This is a genomic window from Tenacibaculum sp. FZY0031 (assembly GCF_036350695.1).
Lineage (GTDB): Bacteria > Bacteroidota > Bacteroidia > Flavobacteriales > Flavobacteriaceae > Polaribacter.
This window is the reverse complement of record NZ_JAZDVY010000009.1, coordinates 116,306-133,705: the sequence shown is the minus strand read 5'-3', so window position 1 is coordinate 133,705 and position 17,400 is coordinate 116,306. Positions and strand designations below refer to the sequence as shown.

Below are 17,400 nucleotides of genomic sequence, written 5' to 3'. Positions count from 1 at the left end.
TCTTATAAAAACTTACAATGAATTTAAAAGATGAATTATTACGCATTAGCTCTCAACTCTTTGAAGAAAGTTCTGATTATTCTTCTACTTTAAAAGAGTACAAACAACTTCTGCGTAGCATTTCAAACCAAATCATAGATAGTGAAGCGTATCGAAACAATATCCATTGTAAAAATGGTATTGCAATAGGTACAGTATGGGCGGCTAATTGCCTTGATGATTTAGAAAGAACTCTAAAATTTATCAAAGGAATTGAGAGGGCTATTCAGGAAAGAATTCATCAAAAAGACTCATTACATATCCTTTACGCGGGTACAGGTCCTTTTGCTTCGCTTATCCTTCCTTTTGTATTGAGGTATGCCAACTTTAATATAACCTATACACTTTTAGAAATAAACCCCCTGAGTTTTGAAGCGTTAAAAAGTACAATTCAAAAATTCGATTTAGAAACACATCGTATTAATTTTATAAATACAGATGCTACAAAATATCAGTTTGCTAAAAGCATTTCTCCTGATATTATTGTAAGCGAAACCATGCAACGTGCGTTGGATAGTGAGCAACAGGTTGCTGTTTTTTATAATTTAATGAGGCAGTCTAATCCAGATACTGTTTTTATTCCTGAGAAAATAACGTTGTCTATTGGTACTAGCTCTTACAAAAATGATGAACCTAACATTCAACAAAAATATTACCGCTCACATCACAACGTTTTTGAAGTTAGTAAGGAAGCTATGGGCTCTAATGACTGGTGGTTTGACAAAACTACAGCCGAATTAAATTTTACTAAAAAACAGACTATTTTAAAGAGCAAAGAGCTTTCTATAGCTTTAGAGATTGTGGTGATGACAGGAATTACAATTTATAAAAATGAAAAACTTCTTATCAATGAAAGTGGTTTAACCGCTCCTAAATACATTCAGGATGTTTCTAACAACAAAAAAAAGCTCTTAACTATCTATTCTCGATATGTACTTGGCTCTAAACCCAAGCTTGAATTAAGAATTGTTTAAACAAACTTCAAGTTTACTCCTTTTTTCTCAGCATAAATTTTGGCCGCCTCTTCTAGTGTACGGTTTTTCTCTTTAAACTCCTCTAAACTTTTTGCTTTAAATTCTCTCAGCAGCTGATTAATTTCTTGTTGAGTTTTTCCTTCATCATACATATAAGCAATTTCAGCATAGTCTTGTTTATAAAAATCGATACAAAATTCAAACAGCGCAACTGAGGTACTAATTAACTCTTTTGAATCTTCATTTACTGCTAACCTTTGAATCTCTCTAAGACTTTTTTCAAGATCTGGTATGGTTACTTTATGAAGGTATTGAGAGTAGGTAGCAGCATATTCTTCCCCATCGCTATCGTAATACGTTAGGTACTCATTTTTTTGCAACTCTTTAAGTTGTTCAAAATATCCTATCCCGTAATTAGCCATTAATAAATTAGCTTTTAGCACTGTTTTTTCAATCACTTTTTGCGGAGTTTCTTTCTGACAGCTTACAAATAACAGTAGCAGTGTTATTATTCCCAAAACATTTGTCTTTCTTTTCATTTCTAGCATAATCTGTTGCGTTATGAAATAATATTAATCTTATAAAAAACATTGCAAACAAGGCTTTTTTTTGATTTTTTGATAGCAACCCCACATTCCCATCTTATTGAAGCCTTCGTTTACAATGTTATATCGTTTTTGTTCTTTTCCTTTAGTTAATTAGTTTATATGAATATAAATGAAGCTACAATCATCCATATTCCTACAGCTATTCCTAACAATCCTAATTTTCCTTGTTTTGGAGCAATCTTCCCTCTCAATATTTCTGCTTTTTCTCTAGCTTCAGGATTGTTTGATAATACTAATTTATTTATCATTCCGTATCCTAACATAAAGCCTAACCCTGCTTCAACGATACTTCCTGCTAAAAAGGTTCCCCACCATATTGGTGCTGTAGTTAACCAACCTATATTTAAAACGGCTGAAATAATTCCCCAAATTCCCCAAACACAGAAAACAAGTCCAATCCACCCTTGATAAGGTTCTATTTTTTCTAATAATTCTTTGGCGTTTGGTTTTTTTGATAGAATTAAAGACGGTACTGCTACTATACTTAAAAATACTAATGAGATTCCGTAAATCATGTTTAATTAAAATTTAAATGGTTTATATTGATTTTTCTTATTTAAGAATTAAAAGTGCTGAAGAAAACATAAACAGCATTAAAAAAGTTACAATGATAAGTCCCGAAAACATCCACCAAGGAGTTTTACTGGTTTGTTTGTATTCTTTGGCCTTTCGTTGTAAATCTGGTGGCATTTGACTTTTGCTCATTTCTAATTTACAATGTCCACAAATACTGTATGTTTTTTTAAACAATGGAACAACAGGAATCCAAAATATGTGTAGATACAATCTGTTTACTTGAATAAATAAACGCTCTTGTGCATTGCAATAACTGCAACTGTGATTGTTTACTGGCTGTATATTTATTTTGGCTTCTCGCCATCCAAAAATGACCATAACTTTATTACTTAATAATTACGGTACAAAGATGCGAGAGTATCTATTATTTAAATAGACTGAAACTAGTGAAAGTTATTACCCTGTTTTCAGGGGGTACGCTAAACTATTACTCTACAAGCCCTAATTTTATTGCGTATTTTGTTAATCCTGCTAGGTTTTTTACGTTGAGTTTAGATATCAAATTCTTCCGGTAACTTTCAATAGTATGTTTGCTTAAAAAGAGTTTATCTGCTATTTCTTGTGTCGTATATTCTTCAGCAATTAATTTAAGTACGTCTTTTTCTCTTGCCGTTAACATTACAGAGGTTTCTTTTCTTTTATTAAAAATAGTTTCCATATAAGCTTCTCGTACAGACTGTGAAAAATATTTTTCGCCATTAAGAATGGTTTGCACAGCTTGTAGCAATTCTGATTGTGTGGCATTTTTAGACAGGTATCCGTCAACATTATTCTTTATCAATGCATCTATCATTCCGGTATCTGTATGCATACTAACAATTAATGTTTTGATACCTGAATGTTCTTTTTTTATATAATCGTTCAATGTAACACCATCTATATCTGGCATAGAAATATCACTAATAATAATGTCTATGTGTTGCTCTGGATTTGTTTTGATGTACTTTATTACATTTTTACCACTATTTGCTGTTAGTAAGATATTATACACTTCTTCATTTTTAAAAATGTTTACCAATCCTTCTAAAAACATTTTATGGTCATCTACTAAAATTATATTATAAGTCATTATCTATTAATTTAAAGGTACATCAATATCTATCACTGTTCCTCTGCTGGGAAAAGAGTTTATCAAAATATTTCCTCTAATTGTTTTCAATCTATCTTTTAAGCTTTGAAATCCTAATCCGTATTTTACTTTTTCTTGATCAAAGCCAACACCATCGTCTTCAAAAAGTAGTTGTACGGTGTTATTAAATACAGAAAGCTGAATGTCTATTTGTGCAGCCTTCGCATGTTTTAATGCATTGGTTAATAATTCTTGAATTATTTTATAAAGCTCTACTTTCAAGTTCTCATCTATTTGATCCACCTCTTCTACTGGATGAATTTGTAGCGTTATTTGTTCTTTAGATAGTGCTTTAATATTGTTTATATACTCTGTTATAATTGTTGTAAAGGCAGAATCTTTAAACTTTTTAGGCATTAAATTATGAGACAATTCTCGTACCTGATTATAGGTTTCGTCTACTTGTTTAATGAGACTTTCTTCTTCTAATTTACTCTTATTAGATAATTGCAATTTTATAGTTGCTAAGTTGCCTCCAATACTATCGTGTAACTCTCTGGCAATACGTTTTCTTTCATGATTCTGCCCTTCTAGTGACGCTTTTACCAACTTTAATTCTTGGTCTTTAAGTAAGGTAGTTATTTTTTGTTGGTTTACTTCTTCTAATGTTTTATTGAGTTTGCTTTGTGTTTGTAGTTTTTGGTAGTACATATACAACAAAGCTAGTACAGGTATCAATACAATAAGAAAAGCTATTAGTATGTAGGCTTTCATTGTTTTTTGTCGCTCTATTTCTTGTTTTTGCTCTAGGGTTTTATACTGTACTTCTAATTCATTGACTTGCTGTTTATTTTGACTTACTAAAATTTCATTGTTAACGCGATTTAATTGTGTCATTAACGCATGGGCGTTTTTATAGTCTCCTGTCTCTGCATAAGCATTTTGAAGACCTAAAATAGCGCTTCTTTCTATTTCTAAATTACTCCATTGAATAGCATTTATATATACTGTAGATAATATAGTCTTGGCATTTTCATAGTCTCCCTCTTTCAAATAAAAGCCTCCAATTACATTACCTGCCTTTGCGTATAGGGTAAAGAAACCACGAGATAGTGAATCGTTAAACACATGGTAGCAAAGATTTAAAGCTTCAGTTGTTTTACCCTCCTTATGCAAAATTCTACTAAGCCACAAATCGGTTTTTAAAGCTTCTTTCACCAAGCCTTCGGCTACGTAAAATAATTTTGCCTTCTCATAATTTTCTTTTGCTCTTTCAAACTCATTTCTTGTGTAATACATAAAAGCCAGTTCAAAAAGGGCATCGTGTTTTAGCTTTTCGTTTGGAGCACTTTCAATACATTCTTCTAAAATTGCTTTTCCTTCCTCTTCTTTTCCTCTCACATATTTTACAGCTCCTAATCCTATCCTATTTTTGACAAATAACTCATCATTCGGTTTGTTGTTTGAATGCTCTATTCCTTTAAAAAACCATTTCAAAGCCTCATCAAAAAGTCCCTTTTCTAACTTTCCTTCAGCAACGATACTAGAAACCTTTGCTAAATGATTTTCTTTATCGATCAATGTACTCTTTGTTGTTTCCGCATACAGTTGGTTTCCATAGTATATAATGGAATCTAAATTTCCTTTTTCTCTGTGAAACTCAATAAGATCAAATGTGGCCTTGTATGTAGCTTGGAAGTTTTTAGCCGTATTTATTTTAAAAAAAAGAGAATCATTGGGTATCGTAGGGTTTACACCAAAAGCTTTAAACCTTTGCACGCCTCCCGACTGCGACATTCCCTTTAAAGTGAAAAACAAAAGAATGGTGCTTATAGCTTGTTTTACCAATAACAACCTCGTTTTTCTTTTTATGTAATTTATGCTCATCTCAATTATTACTTCTTTTCTATAAACAATAAGAACCGCTAAAATTACATAACATTTTTATTTCTTAATTCACTATTACCAACTTTATTCTTTACAACCCACCTACCTAACAAAACTAATTTTTATAAAAATTCTCAAAAATATTTTTTATAGTTAGGAAACCTAACTATATTTGTATTGAAATTTAAAACCTATCTAATTATGAGTAAATCTATTTTTTATCACGCAGGTTGTCCTGTATGTGTAAGCGCAGAACAAGACATTATTAACTTAATTGGTTCTGACAATGTTGAAGTAGTTCACTTTGGAGAAGACAAAAGTCGAATTATAGAAGCCGAAAATGCCGGTGTACAATCTGTCCCTGCTTTGGTAACTCCTACTGGTAATGTTCTCCATATTAATTTTGGAGCATCAATGGACGAAGTAAAAGGATAATTTTTTTTGCTCTGCAAAGTTAGGATTCCTAATTTTGTAGAGCTTTTTAATATTTTAAATTATATAAAATGGAAGTAGCGGTTTGGGATACTTATGTAACTAAGAAAGATACTACAATAATGCATTTTGATATTATTGTGCCTTCTAGCAATAAAGACACTGACATTATTTTTAATTATGGCAAAGAATATTTACAAACGAAAGGCTTAGAAAACCTTGAACTATCTTCAAAAGAATGTGTATTTTGCCATATTGAAATACTCAAACCTGAATGGGAAGATGCTATTCATAAAAAGGGGTATTTTATATACGAAATGGAAAACAGTAATTGATGAAATCTCCTTTTGACTTAAACCAGCAAAACACTAAAATTGAAAGTAAAATAGTTGTGGCTTTAGAGCGAATTTCGGAAGCTTTCAGGGTACTTCTTTGGAGCGAAAGCAAGGAGAATTCTTTAAGCCCTATCCAAATTCAACTTCTAATCTTTTTACTGTTTCATTCAGAAGAGAAATGTAAAGTGAGTTATTTAGCTGAAGAGTTTAACATGACTAAAGCTACTATTAGTGATAGTGTTAGGGTTTTATTAAAAAAAGAATTAGTTCAAAAGTTTCATACCCCTAGCGATACTAGAAGTTATATTATTGGTTTAACTGACCAAGGAAAACAAATGGCAGAGAAATCAGCTAATTTTACACTTAATATAGAGCAACCTTTAAGTTCATTACCTGAAGACCAGAAGAAAGATATACTTGCAGGACTCTTAAAAGTAATATACCAACTAAATAAAGCAGGGGTTATAACCATACAACGAATGTGTTTTACTTGTTCTTATTATAAACGTCAAAACGATGAGCATTTTTGTAAACTTTTACAATCTAAACTAGCCTCTAAAGAGTTAAGAATTGATTGTCCGGAACATGAATTTAAGAGTTGATATTTTAAAGCATCAATCCTACTTCTTAACGGTATGTTAAAAGGTTTAATTTATTAGGTACAACCTTTTATTTTTGACAAAAAATTATAAAATGGCTATACATAACTTGATTCTTCAATCGAAAGAAACAACTATTGAACTACACGAAGTTCATCTTAGCAATGAAAACAAAAATACGCTACATCAACTACTAAAAGAATTTAAACACGTTGCTGTTTTAGATAAATACAAACTGCCTGTTGATAATAAAATCTTATTATTCGGACATACTGGTTGTGGTAAAACTACCACTGCTAAAGCTATTGCTAAAACGCTAGATAAAAAAATCATCATACTTAATTTGGGCAGCATTGTTTCTTCAAAACTAGGAGAAACAGCTAAAAATATTTCCGAAGTTTTTAAAAAAGCTACTAGAGAAAGTGCTGTCTTATTTTTAGATGAGTTTGATTACATCGGTAAAGCGCGTGATTATGACAGTAAAGATTCTAGTGAGATGAAACGATTGGTGAATACAGTTATTCAACTTGTAGATCAACTTCCAAATGACGTTTTATTAATTGCTGCTACGAATCACTCTAGTGTTATTGACACTGCTCTTTTAAGACGTTTTCAACTAAAACTCAAGTTCGAAGCACCTAGTGAAGCTGACTTAGATAATTATTATGATACTTTACTACAACAATTTCCCCAAGAATTTAGAGAAGTAAATCGTGTATACGGGATATCGTATGCTGAAGCAAAAGACCTTGCTTTTAGAGCTGTTAAAAATAAAATTATTGAAAAAGAAGAACGTAATAGACAATTGGTAAATGGATAATATTCAACACAACCTCAACATTATTCATCAAAGAATACAATTTGCTTGTAAAAAAGCGAATAGAAACCCAAAAGATGTTCGTTTGTTATTAGCTACAAAAACGGTAAATACAGACAAAATAAATTTTGCTTTAGAGCAAGGTGAAGCTCTTGTTGGTGAAAACAAAGTACAAGAGCTAAAACAAAAATGCAATGCCATAAAACACTTGCAACCTGAAGTACATTTTATAGGTCACTTACAAAGTAACAAGATTAAAGAAGTTATAAAATGGGCTAGTTGTATTGAATCTATCGATCGCTTATCTGTAGCTCAAAAATTGCATCAACGCTTAATTTTAGAGGAAAAAGAAATAGATGTATACATACAAGTAAACACCTCTTTTGAAGAAAGTAAATTTGGTGCTAATCCAGAGGAAACCATTGAGCTTGTAAAAGAAATTTCAAAGTTTACAAACATCCATATCAAAGGATTCATGACTATTGGTTTGCTAAGCTCAAAATCAGATGAAGTTCGAAAATGTTTTCGCCTTTTAAAACAGCTTCAAGAAGAAGTTAAGGCACTGCATATTCCGAATGTTGCTATGGAAGAGCTTTCAATGGGAATGAGTAATGATTTAGAAATTGCTATTGAAGAAGGTGCTACTATTGTACGAGTTGGAACCGCTATATTTGGAGAACGTATCTACCCTGACAGCTATTACTGGAACGAAACAAAAAGTAATGCTTAGTTTTTCTGTACTCTTTTTAGATTTAACAAATCAATCGGGTTAATTCCTAAACCTATAACATTTTTCTGTGTAAAACGAATTACCTCGTCGTAGTATAATGGAACTACTGGAGCCTCTGCAATGATAATACTATCCATTCTTTGGTATAGTCTGTGACGCCTTTTTACAACTACTTCTTTAATGGATTGTTCGTACAACCTATCGAAAAGTTCATTTGTAAAGTGTGTGTAATTGGGGCCGTTTGGTGTAAAGTTTTTACTGTAAAATAACGACACATAATTTTCTGCATCTGGATAATCAGCAATCCAACTTGCTCTAAAAATAGGCAACTTACCATTGGCTTTTCCTTGGCGCAATGTTGAAGGCGGAATCACATCTACTTTAGTCACTATTCCTATTTTTTGTAATTCCCGTTGAATAAACTCGCACAAATCTAAATAATTGCTGTTCGTTGTAATGGCAATTTGCGGATTCTCATTTCCTGTTTCTTGTTTGTACTGCGCTACTAACTTCTTCGCTTCTTCAGGTTTGTATGAATATCCTTGTTGATGATTGAATGAAGGCAATCCTTTCGGAATGAATCCACTTGTAGCAGGACTCCCAATTCCATTTCGCAAAAACTTAATCATCTTCTCCCTATCAAAACCATAATTGATGGCTTGTCGTATCAGTTTTGATGTTGTTGGATGTTCCTCTTCTCCATCTAAATATATTCCTAAATATTCCGTATTTAAATACGCTCCTGTTTGCATATTGATTGTAGCAGCATATTTCTCTTTTAAGGTTCCATCAGTGTTTAGAATATCATCTTTATACGAAGCGTCCAAACTCTTCATAAAATCGATGTTCCCTTGAATAAACTGTAAAAACTCACTTTGTTTGTCTGGTAAAAAAGTAACCGCAACTGCTTCTAAATACGGAAGTTGTTTTCCTTTTTCATCCTTTTCAAAATAGAGTGGATTTTTCCTCAATACCAACTTGGTATTTTCAACCCAAAGTTTAAAATGGAAAGGTCCAGTTCCTATCGGATTTGCTCTAAACTCATTTCCAAAATAATCGACGGCTTCTTTTGATACAACCGAGCAATATTTCATAGCCAGCAGTCCTAAAAAAGGAGGAAAAGGCTGCTTTAAATTGATGGTAAAAACAGAATCGCTTTCTGCTTTAAAATCAGCAACATTTTGTAATACCCAACCTCCTGGAGATGCCACATTCTTATCAAGTAATCGATTAAAAGAATACTCAAAATCTTTTGCTACAACATTTCTTGTAGAATCTTTTCCAAACAATTCATGTTTATGAAATAATACGTCATTTCTTAAATGAAACCGATACATTTTTCCATCTTCAGAAACTGTCCAGCTTTTTGCTATCGAAGGTTGTACTTGTAAACTATCATCCAATTCTACCAATCCGTTATATAACTGATTTACTCCCCAAATATTTCGTTGATCTTTTGCAAAAGCAGGATCTAATGAAGTAATATTTGAATGCTCGTTATAACGAAAAACTTGTGAATCGTTAAAAGTTGATGTTTTTTTTTCGCAGGAGACCATTAAGAAAAGAGAAAATAGAGAAAAGAAAAAAGACTGTAAGCCTCGGTTACATTCAAACTGACGCTTTCTAGAGCCTCTCTTCTCTCTTTTCTCTTTTCTTTTTTCTTTTTTCTCTTCTCTATTTTTCAAATCCATACTCTCTCTCTACTTTACATATACGTAGTTGGTATTTTTTATACCATCTCTCTCTCCCTATATTTCTAGCTTCAGTATGCGCTATGTTGTTTTTCCACTTAACAATAGCATCCAAACTTTCCCAATAAGAAACCGTAATCCCAACCTCACTTCTTGTCGATTCAACACCTAAATACCCTTCCTGCTCTTTAGCTAAATTGTCCATTTTTTCAGCCATTTCATAATATCCTTCTGTATCCTCAGAAAGAGTTGTGGTGAAAACCACTGCGTAATACGGAGGTTTTAAATTATCTACGATCATAAAATTAGTTCATATTTTGTTTCTGGCAAACCAATATCGTCACTTATAAATTTCTCTATCGCAACAAAATTGAATCGTTCTAATATTTTAGCAGAAGCAACATTTTCATCTACCACACACCCAATAAGTTTTTTCATTCCTACCGATTTACAATACTGTATTAATCCTTCACAAAGCTCGGTTGCAAAGCCATTTCCCCAGTATCGTTCTATAAATCGATAGCCTATTTCATCATTTCCTTCTTCATCTTTTACCAAAGCAACCGTACCTATAAACTCACTACCTTCTTTTCGTTCTATGGCATATATCCAAAAATCATTTTCTTTATTGGTATATCGTGCTATCAACTGTTCTAAATCCTCCTTACTTTCTTCTAAATTTTTAGGTTCCCCTGTGGCGTATTGCAATACTTTCGGATTGCTTTCTAGCTCATAAAAAGGTTCTATATCAACAACTTGCAGCTTTCGAATAAGTAATCTTTTCGTTTCAAAAATCATGAATATTATCGTACTTTTGCAAACCCAAAACTGCTTTAAGCAGTCGTAGATTAAATAAACTATACGAACTTCTAAAAAATTAAAGACTTGTACAAGGCTTTTGTTTTTTATTTAGGATAGAGAAAAGATGAATGTAGATAAGAAAGTAGCTTTTTACACCTTAGGTTGTAAATTAAATTTTTCAGAAACCTCAACCATTGCCAGAAACTTTGTTACTGAAGGATTTGAACGTGTTGAGTTTGAAGAAAAAGCAGATATATATGTAATCAATACCTGTTCAGTAACAGACAATGCTGATAAACGTTTTAAAAGTATTGTAAAATCTGCTTTAAAGAAGAATGAAGAGGCTTTTGTGATTGGGGTAGGATGTTACGCACAATTAAAACCAGAAGAATTGGCTGCTGTTGATGGGGTAGATTTGGTATTGGGTGCTACTGAAAAGTTTAATGTAACGAGCTATATTAACGACTTAACCAAAAATGATATTGGTGAAGTACATTCTTGTGAGATTGAAGATGCCGATTTTTATGTAGGTTCGTATTCTATTGGCGATCGTACTCGTGCTTTCTTAAAAGTGCAAGATGGTTGTGACTACAAATGTACTTACTGTACGATACCGCTAGCTCGTGGAATTTCTCGAAGTGACACCTTAGAAAACGTATTAAAAAACGCCAAAGAGATTTCAGAAAAAGGAATCAAAGAAATTGTATTAACTGGAGTTAATATTGGTGACTATGGAAAAGGGGAATTCGGTAATAAAAAACACGAACATACTTTTTTAGAGTTGGTACAAGCACTTGATAAAGTGGATGGAATTAATCGTTTACGAATCTCTTCAATTGAGCCTAATTTATTAAAAGATGCAACGATTGATTTTGTTTCCAACTCAAATACCTTTGTTCCTCATTTTCACATTCCGTTACAATCAGGAAGTGACACTCTTTTAAAGAAAATGAAGCGTCGTTATTTACGTAAAGTATATACAGATAGAGTTGCTAAGATTAAAGAGGTAATGCCTAACGCTTGTATTGGTGTAGATGTTATTGTTGGCTTCCCTGGTGAAACAGATGAATTGTTTTTAGAAACCTATAACTATTTAGCTGATTTAGATATTTCATACTTACACGTTTTCACCTATTCTGAAAGACCCAATACAGAAGCTGTTGAAATGGACGGTGCTGTTCCTAAAAAAACACGTGCCAAACGAAGTAAAATGCTACGTGGCTTATCGGTTAAAAAACGTAGAGCTTTTTATGAAAGTCAGTTAGACAACACCTTAACTGTGTTATTTGAAAGTGAAAACAAAGAAGGGTATATCCACGGGTTTACAGAAAACTACGTAAAAGTTAAAGCTCCTTGGAATCCTGAGCTAGTAAATACATTACACACAGTTACGTTAACAAAAATTGATGAAGACGGTTTAGTTCGTTTTGATTTTGTGGATACTGAAGCGATTGCTTAATGTCTTTACAAAAGTATTCTTATATTCTATGTAGTGTACTCTTATTCAGCAGTTTATTTTTCTTATATGTTTTAATCAAAGACAGAATAGCAATTATTAGAAGCATAAAACCGAAAAGCATTAGAAGTTTTTTTGGGTATTATAACGATACAAGCCTTATTAATTATATTATAAGTTTCTTTTCTAGGTTTGATTGCTACAATTGCTATAAACATTATAGGACTACTTATATGGCTTCCTTTTTGGGTTCTTGACAAAATATTCAGTCTAAATATTTTTGAAGATAAATAATAGTGTATTTTTATAGTCTAAATGAATGTTCACTCAATCAAAAAAACTCACCTATGAAATACCTACTATACTCTTTTTTAGCCTTAGGAATCTCTTGTGGTATTCCTAAAAAAAATTCTGAAACTAAATTAACAGAGCCAACTGAAAAAGAGATTTCTATTGAAGAAAAAGTTACAAAGCCTACAGGTTCTCAAAACGAGCTAATTGTTGTTCTTAAAAACGCTAAAAGTATTAATGATGTAAAATCACTTATAAAAAACAGCGGTTTAACTTGGAGCAAAATAGCTTATGAAACCGGTGCTTCAACAATAGGTATTGTTGAAGTTCCTGAAGGAAAACGTGATTTTTGGATGGATAAACTACAGGAAAGTGGTGAGTTCAGATTGATTGATGCCAACACGGAAGAAAAATTAACTAACATCATTTCCGAAGAAAAAAATAATCTTTTAAGAATTACTAAGACTCAATGTTTTGGTGACTGTCCCGTATATACTGTTTCCATTGATAAAGAAGGTAACGTTGTTTACAACGGAGTAGAATATGTACTTGTAAAAGGAACTCAAAAATTTACGCTTTCTGAAAAACAACTACAGGAGTTAAACGAAAAACTCACTAAAAAGGATTTTAAAAGTTTTAAAGACGCGTATAACAATCCTAAAATTCCAGATTTGTCGAGTACTTACATAGTTCATGATGGAAAACAAATCTTAATTCGTTTATGGAAAGATATTCCTGATGAACTTATTGATATACATGAATATATAGATGGTCTTTTATTAGACAAAAAGTTTATTGAATAATGTCTAAAACTCACCTATATTTTGTTCCTGGTTTAGCTGCCGACACCAAAATATTTGAGCGTATTTCTTTACCTGAAGAACATTTTGAACTGCATTTTTTAGATTGGATGCCTCCAACATCTATCGATGAAAGTATTCAAGACTATGCGCAAAGACTCTGTGCTAAAATTCAACACAAAAACCCTCTATTAATTGGTGTTTCTTTTGGTGGTATTATGGTACAAGAGATGAGTAAAATTATTGACTGTAAAAAAATAATTATCATATCAAGTGTTAAAAACAACAAGGAGTTTCCTAAACGTCTTAAATTAGCACAAATAACCAAAGCCTATAAGCTTTTCCCTTCAAAAGTTATTGCTAATATTGAAAGTTACGAACGTTACTTTTTTAATGATTATTTAAAAAAACGAGCTGAGCTGTATAAAATATACCTGTCAGTTAGAAACAAAGAGTATTTACAGTGGGCCATATACAACGTATTGCATTGGAAGCAAGAAGAATCGATTCCTGGCATACTACATATTCACGGAAAAAAAGACGAGGTTTTTCCTATAAAGTACATCAAAAATGCAATTGAAATTGACAATGGCACCCATGTGATGATACTGACCAAGGCAAAAACTATTTCTGAAATATTAAAAAAGGAATGTTTTTTGATGGATTAACACCATTACACAACTTGACAAAAACTAAAAGAACACATGAACAAATCAATCCGTTTCTTATCTATCTTAACTATCGTATTTGTTGGAATTTTATTTACCAATACGATAAGCAAATCAAACGAACCCACCCTTAAAAATGTGGCAGAAAGCTATGAGGTTAAAGCGTTAAAACTACCTAACGATTTAAATTTAGCTGGAGAACGAGTTCCTATTGAAAAACCTGACATTAGAGAACGAATGGATCGCGAGCTTTTAGTAAATACCTATTGGCAATCTAATGGATTGTTATTAATAAAACGTGCTAATAAATACTTTCCTATTTTAGAACCTTTACTAGCAAAATATGGATTACCTGACGATTTTAAATTTTTAGCCTTGGCTGAAAGTGGGTTTATTGATGAAACTTCACATGTAGGAGCTGCGGGAATGTGGCATTTTATGAAACAAACAGGAAAGGAATACGGGTTAGAAATTAATAGTAATGTTGATGAACGTTATCATATAGAAAAATCTACCAAAGTAGCTGCAGAGTATTTAAAAAAATCAAAAGAGCGTTTCGGTTCTTGGACACTTGCTGCTGCAGCTTACAATGCAGGTAATTATGGTATTTCTAAACGCTTGGATACGCAAGGGGTAACTAGTTATTATGACGCTTTACTACCAGATGAAACTGAACGTTATGTGTTTAGAATTTTAGCCTTGAAAGAAATTATTTCAAACCCTAAGGAATACGGTTTTATTTTTGACCAAGAAGATTTATATACCCTACCAGAAACCTATACCGTTAAAGTAGATACTGCTATTAGTAATATCGCCTTATTTGCTAAAAAATTCGGAATTACCTACAAAGAGCTCAAGCTACATAACTCTTGGCTAAGAGAAAACAAATTAAACAACCGTAGTGGAAAATTATACGAAATTAAAATCCCCGTTAAATAGTGAAAAAAGTACTTCCTTTTGTATATTTATTCATAGGTATATTTATTTTAATTAGTACATTTTCTATCTTTTTTCAAAAAAGAGAAGTGTATCGACTTTTATTCAGCTTTACAACCGAAAACCAATATATTTTTTTACTCGTTAGAGTATTATTTGCTTCTTGGTTTATAGTGGATGGCGTTAAAAAACTAAGAAAAAACCAGTAAGTATTTATGGATAATTTTTTAATCGGAATAGGGAAACGAATTAAAGAAATTAGAAAAAAGCAACATATTACAATTAATACTTTAGCAACGAATGCGCAAGTAAGTAATGGTCTAATCTCAAGAATAGAAAACGGAAGAACCATTCCCTCTTTACCTGTTTTATTAGAAATTATAAGTGCTTTAGAAATAGATGCCAGTACTTTTTTTGAAGGGGTTGAGAAAAAAACCGGTTCAAAATATATTCATATAAAAAAAGAAGAGCAGCAATTAATAGAAAAAGAAGTAGAAGCTGAAGGGTTTACGTATTATCAAATTTTTGGTAAAAGTTTAAATGCCGTTGGTTTTGAAGCTGTTTTATTAACTGTATCTCCCAATTCTAAAAGAGAAAAGGTAATTACTGATGCTTGGGAGTTTAAATACATTATGAGTGGTGAATGCACCTATCTTATCGATAATGTTGAAGTTACTGTTAAAGAAGGTGACTCTTTGTATTTTGACGGAAGGCTTCCTCATGTACCTGTGAATCGCACTCAAACACCTTGTACCATGTTGGTCCTATATTTTTATTCAGAAAATAATTAAGTAGGGTGCTCACACACCCTACTTATTTTGCCCTTTTAGTTTTTTAATCCAGGCCAAGTGCTATTGTTAACCTCTTTAGGATAACCTGATACTGCACTATCTGTTGATTTATTATACTTAATATAGGTATTATCATCAAGGAAAAAGTAACAATAGGTTACATCCCAATCTACAGCTGCTGTAATCTTTGTTGCATAATCTCCTAATCCTGGCCAGCTTCCATTGGTAATAGCTGCTGGATATCCAGAATCTACGGAGTCATTTGTTATACTATATCTTATATAAGTTCCATCATTTAAAAAGAAATAAGCCCTGCTATTATTCCATTTAAAAGCTGCTACAATTTTATTTTTATACGGTTCCAACCCAGGCCAATTTCCATTTGTTATGTTTGCTGGGTATCCCGAATCTACAGAGTCATTATTCATATCGTAACGTAAATACCTTCCATCTTTTAAGAAGAAATATCCTTTATGATTATGCCATTTAAAAGCTGCGCTGATTAAATCTTTATACGCCCCTAACCCTGGCCAAGTACTATTATTTACTTCTTTTGGATAACCATCATCAGACTTATCTAGTAGTTTGTCATAACGTATATAACTATTATCACTTCTAAAAAAATAAGCTCTATTGTCTGTAAAATCATTCCAATCCAATCCTGCAATTATTTGAGAATTGTTATAGGCTACAGAACCTGTTTGTCCGTCAAGTAATACAGTGTAATTAATACTTCCATCAGAATTGTTAGCATCGGTAAAATACCCTTGCGAAGCAGGTACCGTTGCTACGTATGCATTATTTTTATAAATATCAACATTGTTAGATGCGTTAGAACTCCAATACACTGTATTCGCATTTTGCATCATTACTTTCCTAACACCTACATTTCCTACTAAAGAAGTACTATTTAATTGCCATTCTTTTTGAATCGGGATGTTTAAGTGAGTTAAGATAGAGGGAACGATTGCTGTTTGTGCAATATGACCGTAAATTCCGCCAAAATCTTGATTTGGAACATTTGAAACATAGGAATTAAATTCATCATTTCCTTCTTTGTTCATTCCTACAAAAATTGTTTTTTCTTGCGTTGTTTGTCCTCCATGATTAAATCCACCAAAGCCTCTTCCGTGATCAGTTACTACTAATATTAACCAATCTTCATTCGTTCTTTTTTCTACCTCAGCTACCATTCTACCAAACTGTTCATCTGCTTTGGTTATAGCATTATTATAAGCGCTACCAAAACCTAATGAATGCCCCACATTATCCACATTGTCTATATGCGCAAAAACTACATCAGAGTTTTCATTGTTTATCGCATGGATAGCTCCTGTAACGGTATTTTCATCTCCTCCACTTTTTGAGTGATAATCGATATAGTTTAGTTGCTCTCTAAAGAAATCGTGAATAGGTCCCCAAGTAACAACACTAGCGGTTTTTAATCCTGAATTTGATTCTTTAATTAATTGAAAAACACTTTTCGCTTTCGAAATATGCGAAGTACTGTTGTCTGTAACTCCGTGTTTGTTTACCCAAACACCCGTTAAAATAGTTGACCACCCCGGTCCGCTACTTGTTTTTTGTTCAGAAGAAGTATTATCGATTCCTCCTGCATACCCTTTTACAATATTCAGCTTATCTAAATTTGGAGTGGAAGTTCCTGCTATTTTCTCAAACTGGATTCCATCAAAACCTACGACTAATACCTTTTTCTTTAAAGAAGACTTTGTTTGTCGTTCTAGTTTTCCTTGTTCTTTGGATACCTCCTCCAAATTGTTCTCTTGACAGCTCGACAATGCGAACAATAAAATTAAAGCGCTTAGCTTTACTACATAATTGGTTTTCATTTTAAAAAAGTTTACTAATAGTTAAATTATTAATCAAAAATACACTATTA

20 protein-coding genes are annotated in these 17,400 nt (G+C 32.3%); 11 read left to right on the top strand and 9 right to left on the bottom strand.

The window, feature by feature from the left end; genetic code table 11:
• Positions 1-17: 17 nt before the first annotated feature.
• A complete protein-coding gene (locus V1T75_RS13910) occupies positions 18-1,013 on the top strand; it encodes a hypothetical protein (RefSeq protein WP_330489108.1) in 996 nt (331 codons plus the stop codon).
• On the opposite strand, the gene V1T75_RS13905 is transcribed toward V1T75_RS13910, so the two are convergent.
• The 5 genes from V1T75_RS13905 to V1T75_RS13885 form a co-directional block, all read right to left on the bottom strand.
• Positions 1,010-1,552: a hypothetical protein gene (locus tag V1T75_RS13905; protein WP_330489107.1), complete on the bottom strand. Its 543-nt coding sequence runs from the start codon at positions 1,550-1,552 to the stop codon at positions 1,010-1,012. The two genes, V1T75_RS13910 and V1T75_RS13905, sit on opposite strands and share 4 nt — an antisense overlap.
• 164 nt (positions 1,553-1,716) lie before the next feature.
• The gene (locus V1T75_RS13900) at positions 1,717-2,136 is read right to left on the bottom strand and encodes a hypothetical protein (protein ID WP_330489106.1); all 420 of its coding nucleotides are present in this window, start codon (positions 2,134-2,136) and stop codon (positions 1,717-1,719) included.
• A gap of 37 nt (positions 2,137-2,173) precedes the next feature.
• Positions 2,174-2,515 carry a zinc-ribbon domain-containing protein gene (locus V1T75_RS13895; RefSeq protein ID WP_330489105.1) on the bottom strand — a complete coding sequence of 114 codons (342 nt, stop codon included), beginning with the start codon at positions 2,513-2,515 and terminating at the stop codon, positions 2,174-2,176.
• 109 nt (positions 2,516-2,624) lie between these two features.
• Positions 2,625-3,266, bottom strand: coding sequence for a response regulator transcription factor (locus V1T75_RS13890; protein ID WP_330489104.1), 642 nt, complete (start codon positions 3,264-3,266; stop codon positions 2,625-2,627).
• Positions 3,267-3,272: 6 nt separating this feature from the next.
• Entirely contained in the window at positions 3,273-5,153 is a 1,881-nt protein-coding gene (locus V1T75_RS13885; protein ID WP_330489103.1) for an ATP-binding protein, read from the bottom strand.
• A gap of 201 nt (positions 5,154-5,354) precedes the next feature.
• On the opposite strand from V1T75_RS13885, the gene V1T75_RS13880 reads away from it, so the two are divergent.
• The 5 genes from V1T75_RS13880 to V1T75_RS13860 all read left to right on the top strand — a co-directional run bounded on the left by V1T75_RS13880 (position 5,355) and on the right by V1T75_RS13860 (position 8,066).
• Positions 5,355-5,588 (top strand): thioredoxin family protein, encoded by a 234-nt coding sequence (locus V1T75_RS13880; protein WP_330489102.1) that lies wholly within the window; start codon positions 5,355-5,357, stop codon positions 5,586-5,588.
• Between the two features lie 68 nt (positions 5,589-5,656).
• Complete coding sequence (locus tag V1T75_RS13875) at positions 5,657-5,920, top strand: DUF2024 family protein (RefSeq protein WP_330489101.1); 264 nt, start codon at positions 5,657-5,659, stop codon at positions 5,918-5,920.
• On the top strand, positions 5,920-6,522 hold the full coding sequence (locus tag V1T75_RS13870) for a MarR family winged helix-turn-helix transcriptional regulator (RefSeq protein WP_330489100.1): 603 nt from the start codon (positions 5,920-5,922) through the stop codon (positions 6,520-6,522). The genes V1T75_RS13875 and V1T75_RS13870 overlap by 1 nt, the downstream gene beginning before the upstream one ends.
• Before the next feature lie 91 nt (positions 6,523-6,613).
• Entirely contained in the window at positions 6,614-7,339 is a 726-nt protein-coding gene (locus tag V1T75_RS13865; RefSeq protein ID WP_330489099.1) for an AAA family ATPase, read from the top strand.
• On the top strand, positions 7,332-8,066 hold the full coding sequence (locus V1T75_RS13860; protein ID WP_330489098.1) for a YggS family pyridoxal phosphate-dependent enzyme: 735 nt from the start codon (positions 7,332-7,334) through the stop codon (positions 8,064-8,066). Before V1T75_RS13865 ends, V1T75_RS13860 begins: the two co-directional genes overlap by 8 nt.
• On the opposite strand, the gene V1T75_RS13855 is transcribed toward V1T75_RS13860, so the two are convergent.
• The 3 genes from V1T75_RS13855 to V1T75_RS13845 form a co-directional block, all read right to left on the bottom strand.
• Positions 8,063-9,622: an ABC transporter substrate-binding protein gene (locus V1T75_RS13855; protein ID WP_330489132.1), complete on the bottom strand. Its 1,560-nt coding sequence runs from the start codon at positions 9,620-9,622 to the stop codon at positions 8,063-8,065. The two genes, V1T75_RS13860 and V1T75_RS13855, sit on opposite strands and share 4 nt — an antisense overlap.
• A gap of 118 nt (positions 9,623-9,740) precedes the next feature.
• The gene (locus V1T75_RS13850; protein ID WP_330489097.1) at positions 9,741-10,058 is read right to left on the bottom strand and encodes an antibiotic biosynthesis monooxygenase family protein; all 318 of its coding nucleotides are present in this window, start codon (positions 10,056-10,058) and stop codon (positions 9,741-9,743) included.
• The gene (locus V1T75_RS13845; RefSeq protein WP_330489096.1) at positions 10,055-10,555 is read right to left on the bottom strand and encodes a GNAT family N-acetyltransferase; all 501 of its coding nucleotides are present in this window, start codon (positions 10,553-10,555) and stop codon (positions 10,055-10,057) included. Before V1T75_RS13845 ends, V1T75_RS13850 begins: the two co-directional genes overlap by 4 nt.
• Before the next feature lie 127 nt (positions 10,556-10,682).
• Here V1T75_RS13845 and mtaB point away from each other — a divergent pair, with 127 nt between their 5' ends.
• The 5 genes from mtaB (at position 10,683) to V1T75_RS13820 (ending at position 15,500) form a co-directional block, all read left to right on the top strand.
• Positions 10,683-12,017, top strand: a complete 1,335-nt coding sequence (gene mtaB, locus V1T75_RS13840; RefSeq protein WP_330489095.1) for a tRNA (N(6)-L-threonylcarbamoyladenosine(37)-C(2))-methylthiotransferase MtaB — start codon at positions 10,683-10,685, stop codon at positions 12,015-12,017.
• A 344-nt stretch (positions 12,018-12,361) separates the two neighbouring features.
• A complete protein-coding gene (locus tag V1T75_RS13835) occupies positions 12,362-13,108 on the top strand; it encodes a DUF6438 domain-containing protein (RefSeq protein ID WP_330489094.1) in 747 nt (248 codons plus the stop codon).
• Positions 13,108-13,773 carry an alpha/beta hydrolase gene (locus V1T75_RS13830; protein WP_330489093.1) on the top strand — a complete coding sequence of 222 codons (666 nt, stop codon included), beginning with the start codon at positions 13,108-13,110 and terminating at the stop codon, positions 13,771-13,773. The genes V1T75_RS13835 and V1T75_RS13830 overlap by 1 nt, the downstream gene beginning before the upstream one ends.
• A gap of 36 nt (positions 13,774-13,809) precedes the next feature.
• A complete protein-coding gene (locus tag V1T75_RS13825; RefSeq protein ID WP_330489092.1) occupies positions 13,810-14,712 on the top strand; it encodes a lytic transglycosylase domain-containing protein in 903 nt (300 codons plus the stop codon).
• A gap of 212 nt (positions 14,713-14,924) precedes the next feature.
• Positions 14,925-15,500, top strand: a complete 576-nt coding sequence (locus tag V1T75_RS13820) for a helix-turn-helix domain-containing protein (protein ID WP_047790475.1) — start codon at positions 14,925-14,927, stop codon at positions 15,498-15,500.
• Between the two features lie 35 nt (positions 15,501-15,535).
• Here the strand turns inward: V1T75_RS13820 and V1T75_RS13815 are convergent, their stop codons facing one another.
• Positions 15,536-17,350 carry a hemopexin repeat-containing protein gene (locus tag V1T75_RS13815; protein ID WP_330489091.1) on the bottom strand — a complete coding sequence of 605 codons (1,815 nt, stop codon included), beginning with the start codon at positions 17,348-17,350 and terminating at the stop codon, positions 15,536-15,538.
• Positions 17,351-17,400: the final 50 nt, after the last annotated feature.

Coding starts and splice junctions, on each gene's coding strand:
- V1T75_RS13895 (WP_330489105.1), bottom strand. CDS start 2,515: ATGGTCATTTTTGGATGGCGAGAAGCCAAAATAAATATACAGCCAGTA.
- V1T75_RS13890 (WP_330489104.1), bottom strand. CDS start 3,266: ATGACTTATAATATAATTTTAGTAGATGACCATAAAATGTTTTTAGAA.
- V1T75_RS13845 (WP_330489096.1), bottom strand. CDS start 10,555: ATGATTTTTGAAACGAAAAGATTACTTATTCGAAAGCTGCAAGTTGTT.
- V1T75_RS13850 (WP_330489097.1), bottom strand. CDS start 10,058: ATGATCGTAGATAATTTAAAACCTCCGTATTACGCAGTGGTTTTCACC.
- V1T75_RS13875 (WP_330489101.1), top strand. CDS start 5,657: ATGGAAGTAGCGGTTTGGGATACTTATGTAACTAAGAAAGATACTACA.
- V1T75_RS13835 (WP_330489094.1), top strand. CDS start 12,362: ATGAAATACCTACTATACTCTTTTTTAGCCTTAGGAATCTCTTGTGGT.
- V1T75_RS13860 (WP_330489098.1), top strand. CDS start 7,332: ATGGATAATATTCAACACAACCTCAACATTATTCATCAAAGAATACAA.
- V1T75_RS13880 (WP_330489102.1), top strand. CDS start 5,355: ATGAGTAAATCTATTTTTTATCACGCAGGTTGTCCTGTATGTGTAAGC.
- V1T75_RS13865 (WP_330489099.1), top strand. CDS start 6,614: ATGGCTATACATAACTTGATTCTTCAATCGAAAGAAACAACTATTGAA.
- V1T75_RS13905 (WP_330489107.1), bottom strand. CDS start 1,552: ATGAAAAGAAAGACAAATGTTTTGGGAATAATAACACTGCTACTGTTA.
- V1T75_RS13870 (WP_330489100.1), top strand. CDS start 5,920: ATGAAATCTCCTTTTGACTTAAACCAGCAAAACACTAAAATTGAAAGT.
- V1T75_RS13910 (WP_330489108.1), top strand. CDS start 18: ATGAATTTAAAAGATGAATTATTACGCATTAGCTCTCAACTCTTTGAA.
- V1T75_RS13885 (WP_330489103.1), bottom strand. CDS start 5,153: ATGAGCATAAATTACATAAAAAGAAAAACGAGGTTGTTATTGGTAAAA.
- V1T75_RS13830 (WP_330489093.1), top strand. CDS start 13,108: ATGTCTAAAACTCACCTATATTTTGTTCCTGGTTTAGCTGCCGACACC.
- mtaB (WP_330489095.1), top strand. CDS start 10,683: ATGAATGTAGATAAGAAAGTAGCTTTTTACACCTTAGGTTGTAAATTA.
- V1T75_RS13855 (WP_330489132.1), bottom strand. CDS start 9,622: ATGGTCTCCTGCGAAAAAAAAACATCAACTTTTAACGATTCACAAGTT.
- V1T75_RS13825 (WP_330489092.1), top strand. CDS start 13,810: ATGAACAAATCAATCCGTTTCTTATCTATCTTAACTATCGTATTTGTT.
- V1T75_RS13815 (WP_330489091.1), bottom strand. CDS start 17,350: ATGAAAACCAATTATGTAGTAAAGCTAAGCGCTTTAATTTTATTGTTC.
- V1T75_RS13820 (WP_047790475.1), top strand. CDS start 14,925: ATGGATAATTTTTTAATCGGAATAGGGAAACGAATTAAAGAAATTAGA.
- V1T75_RS13900 (WP_330489106.1), bottom strand. CDS start 2,136: ATGATTTACGGAATCTCATTAGTATTTTTAAGTATAGTAGCAGTACCG.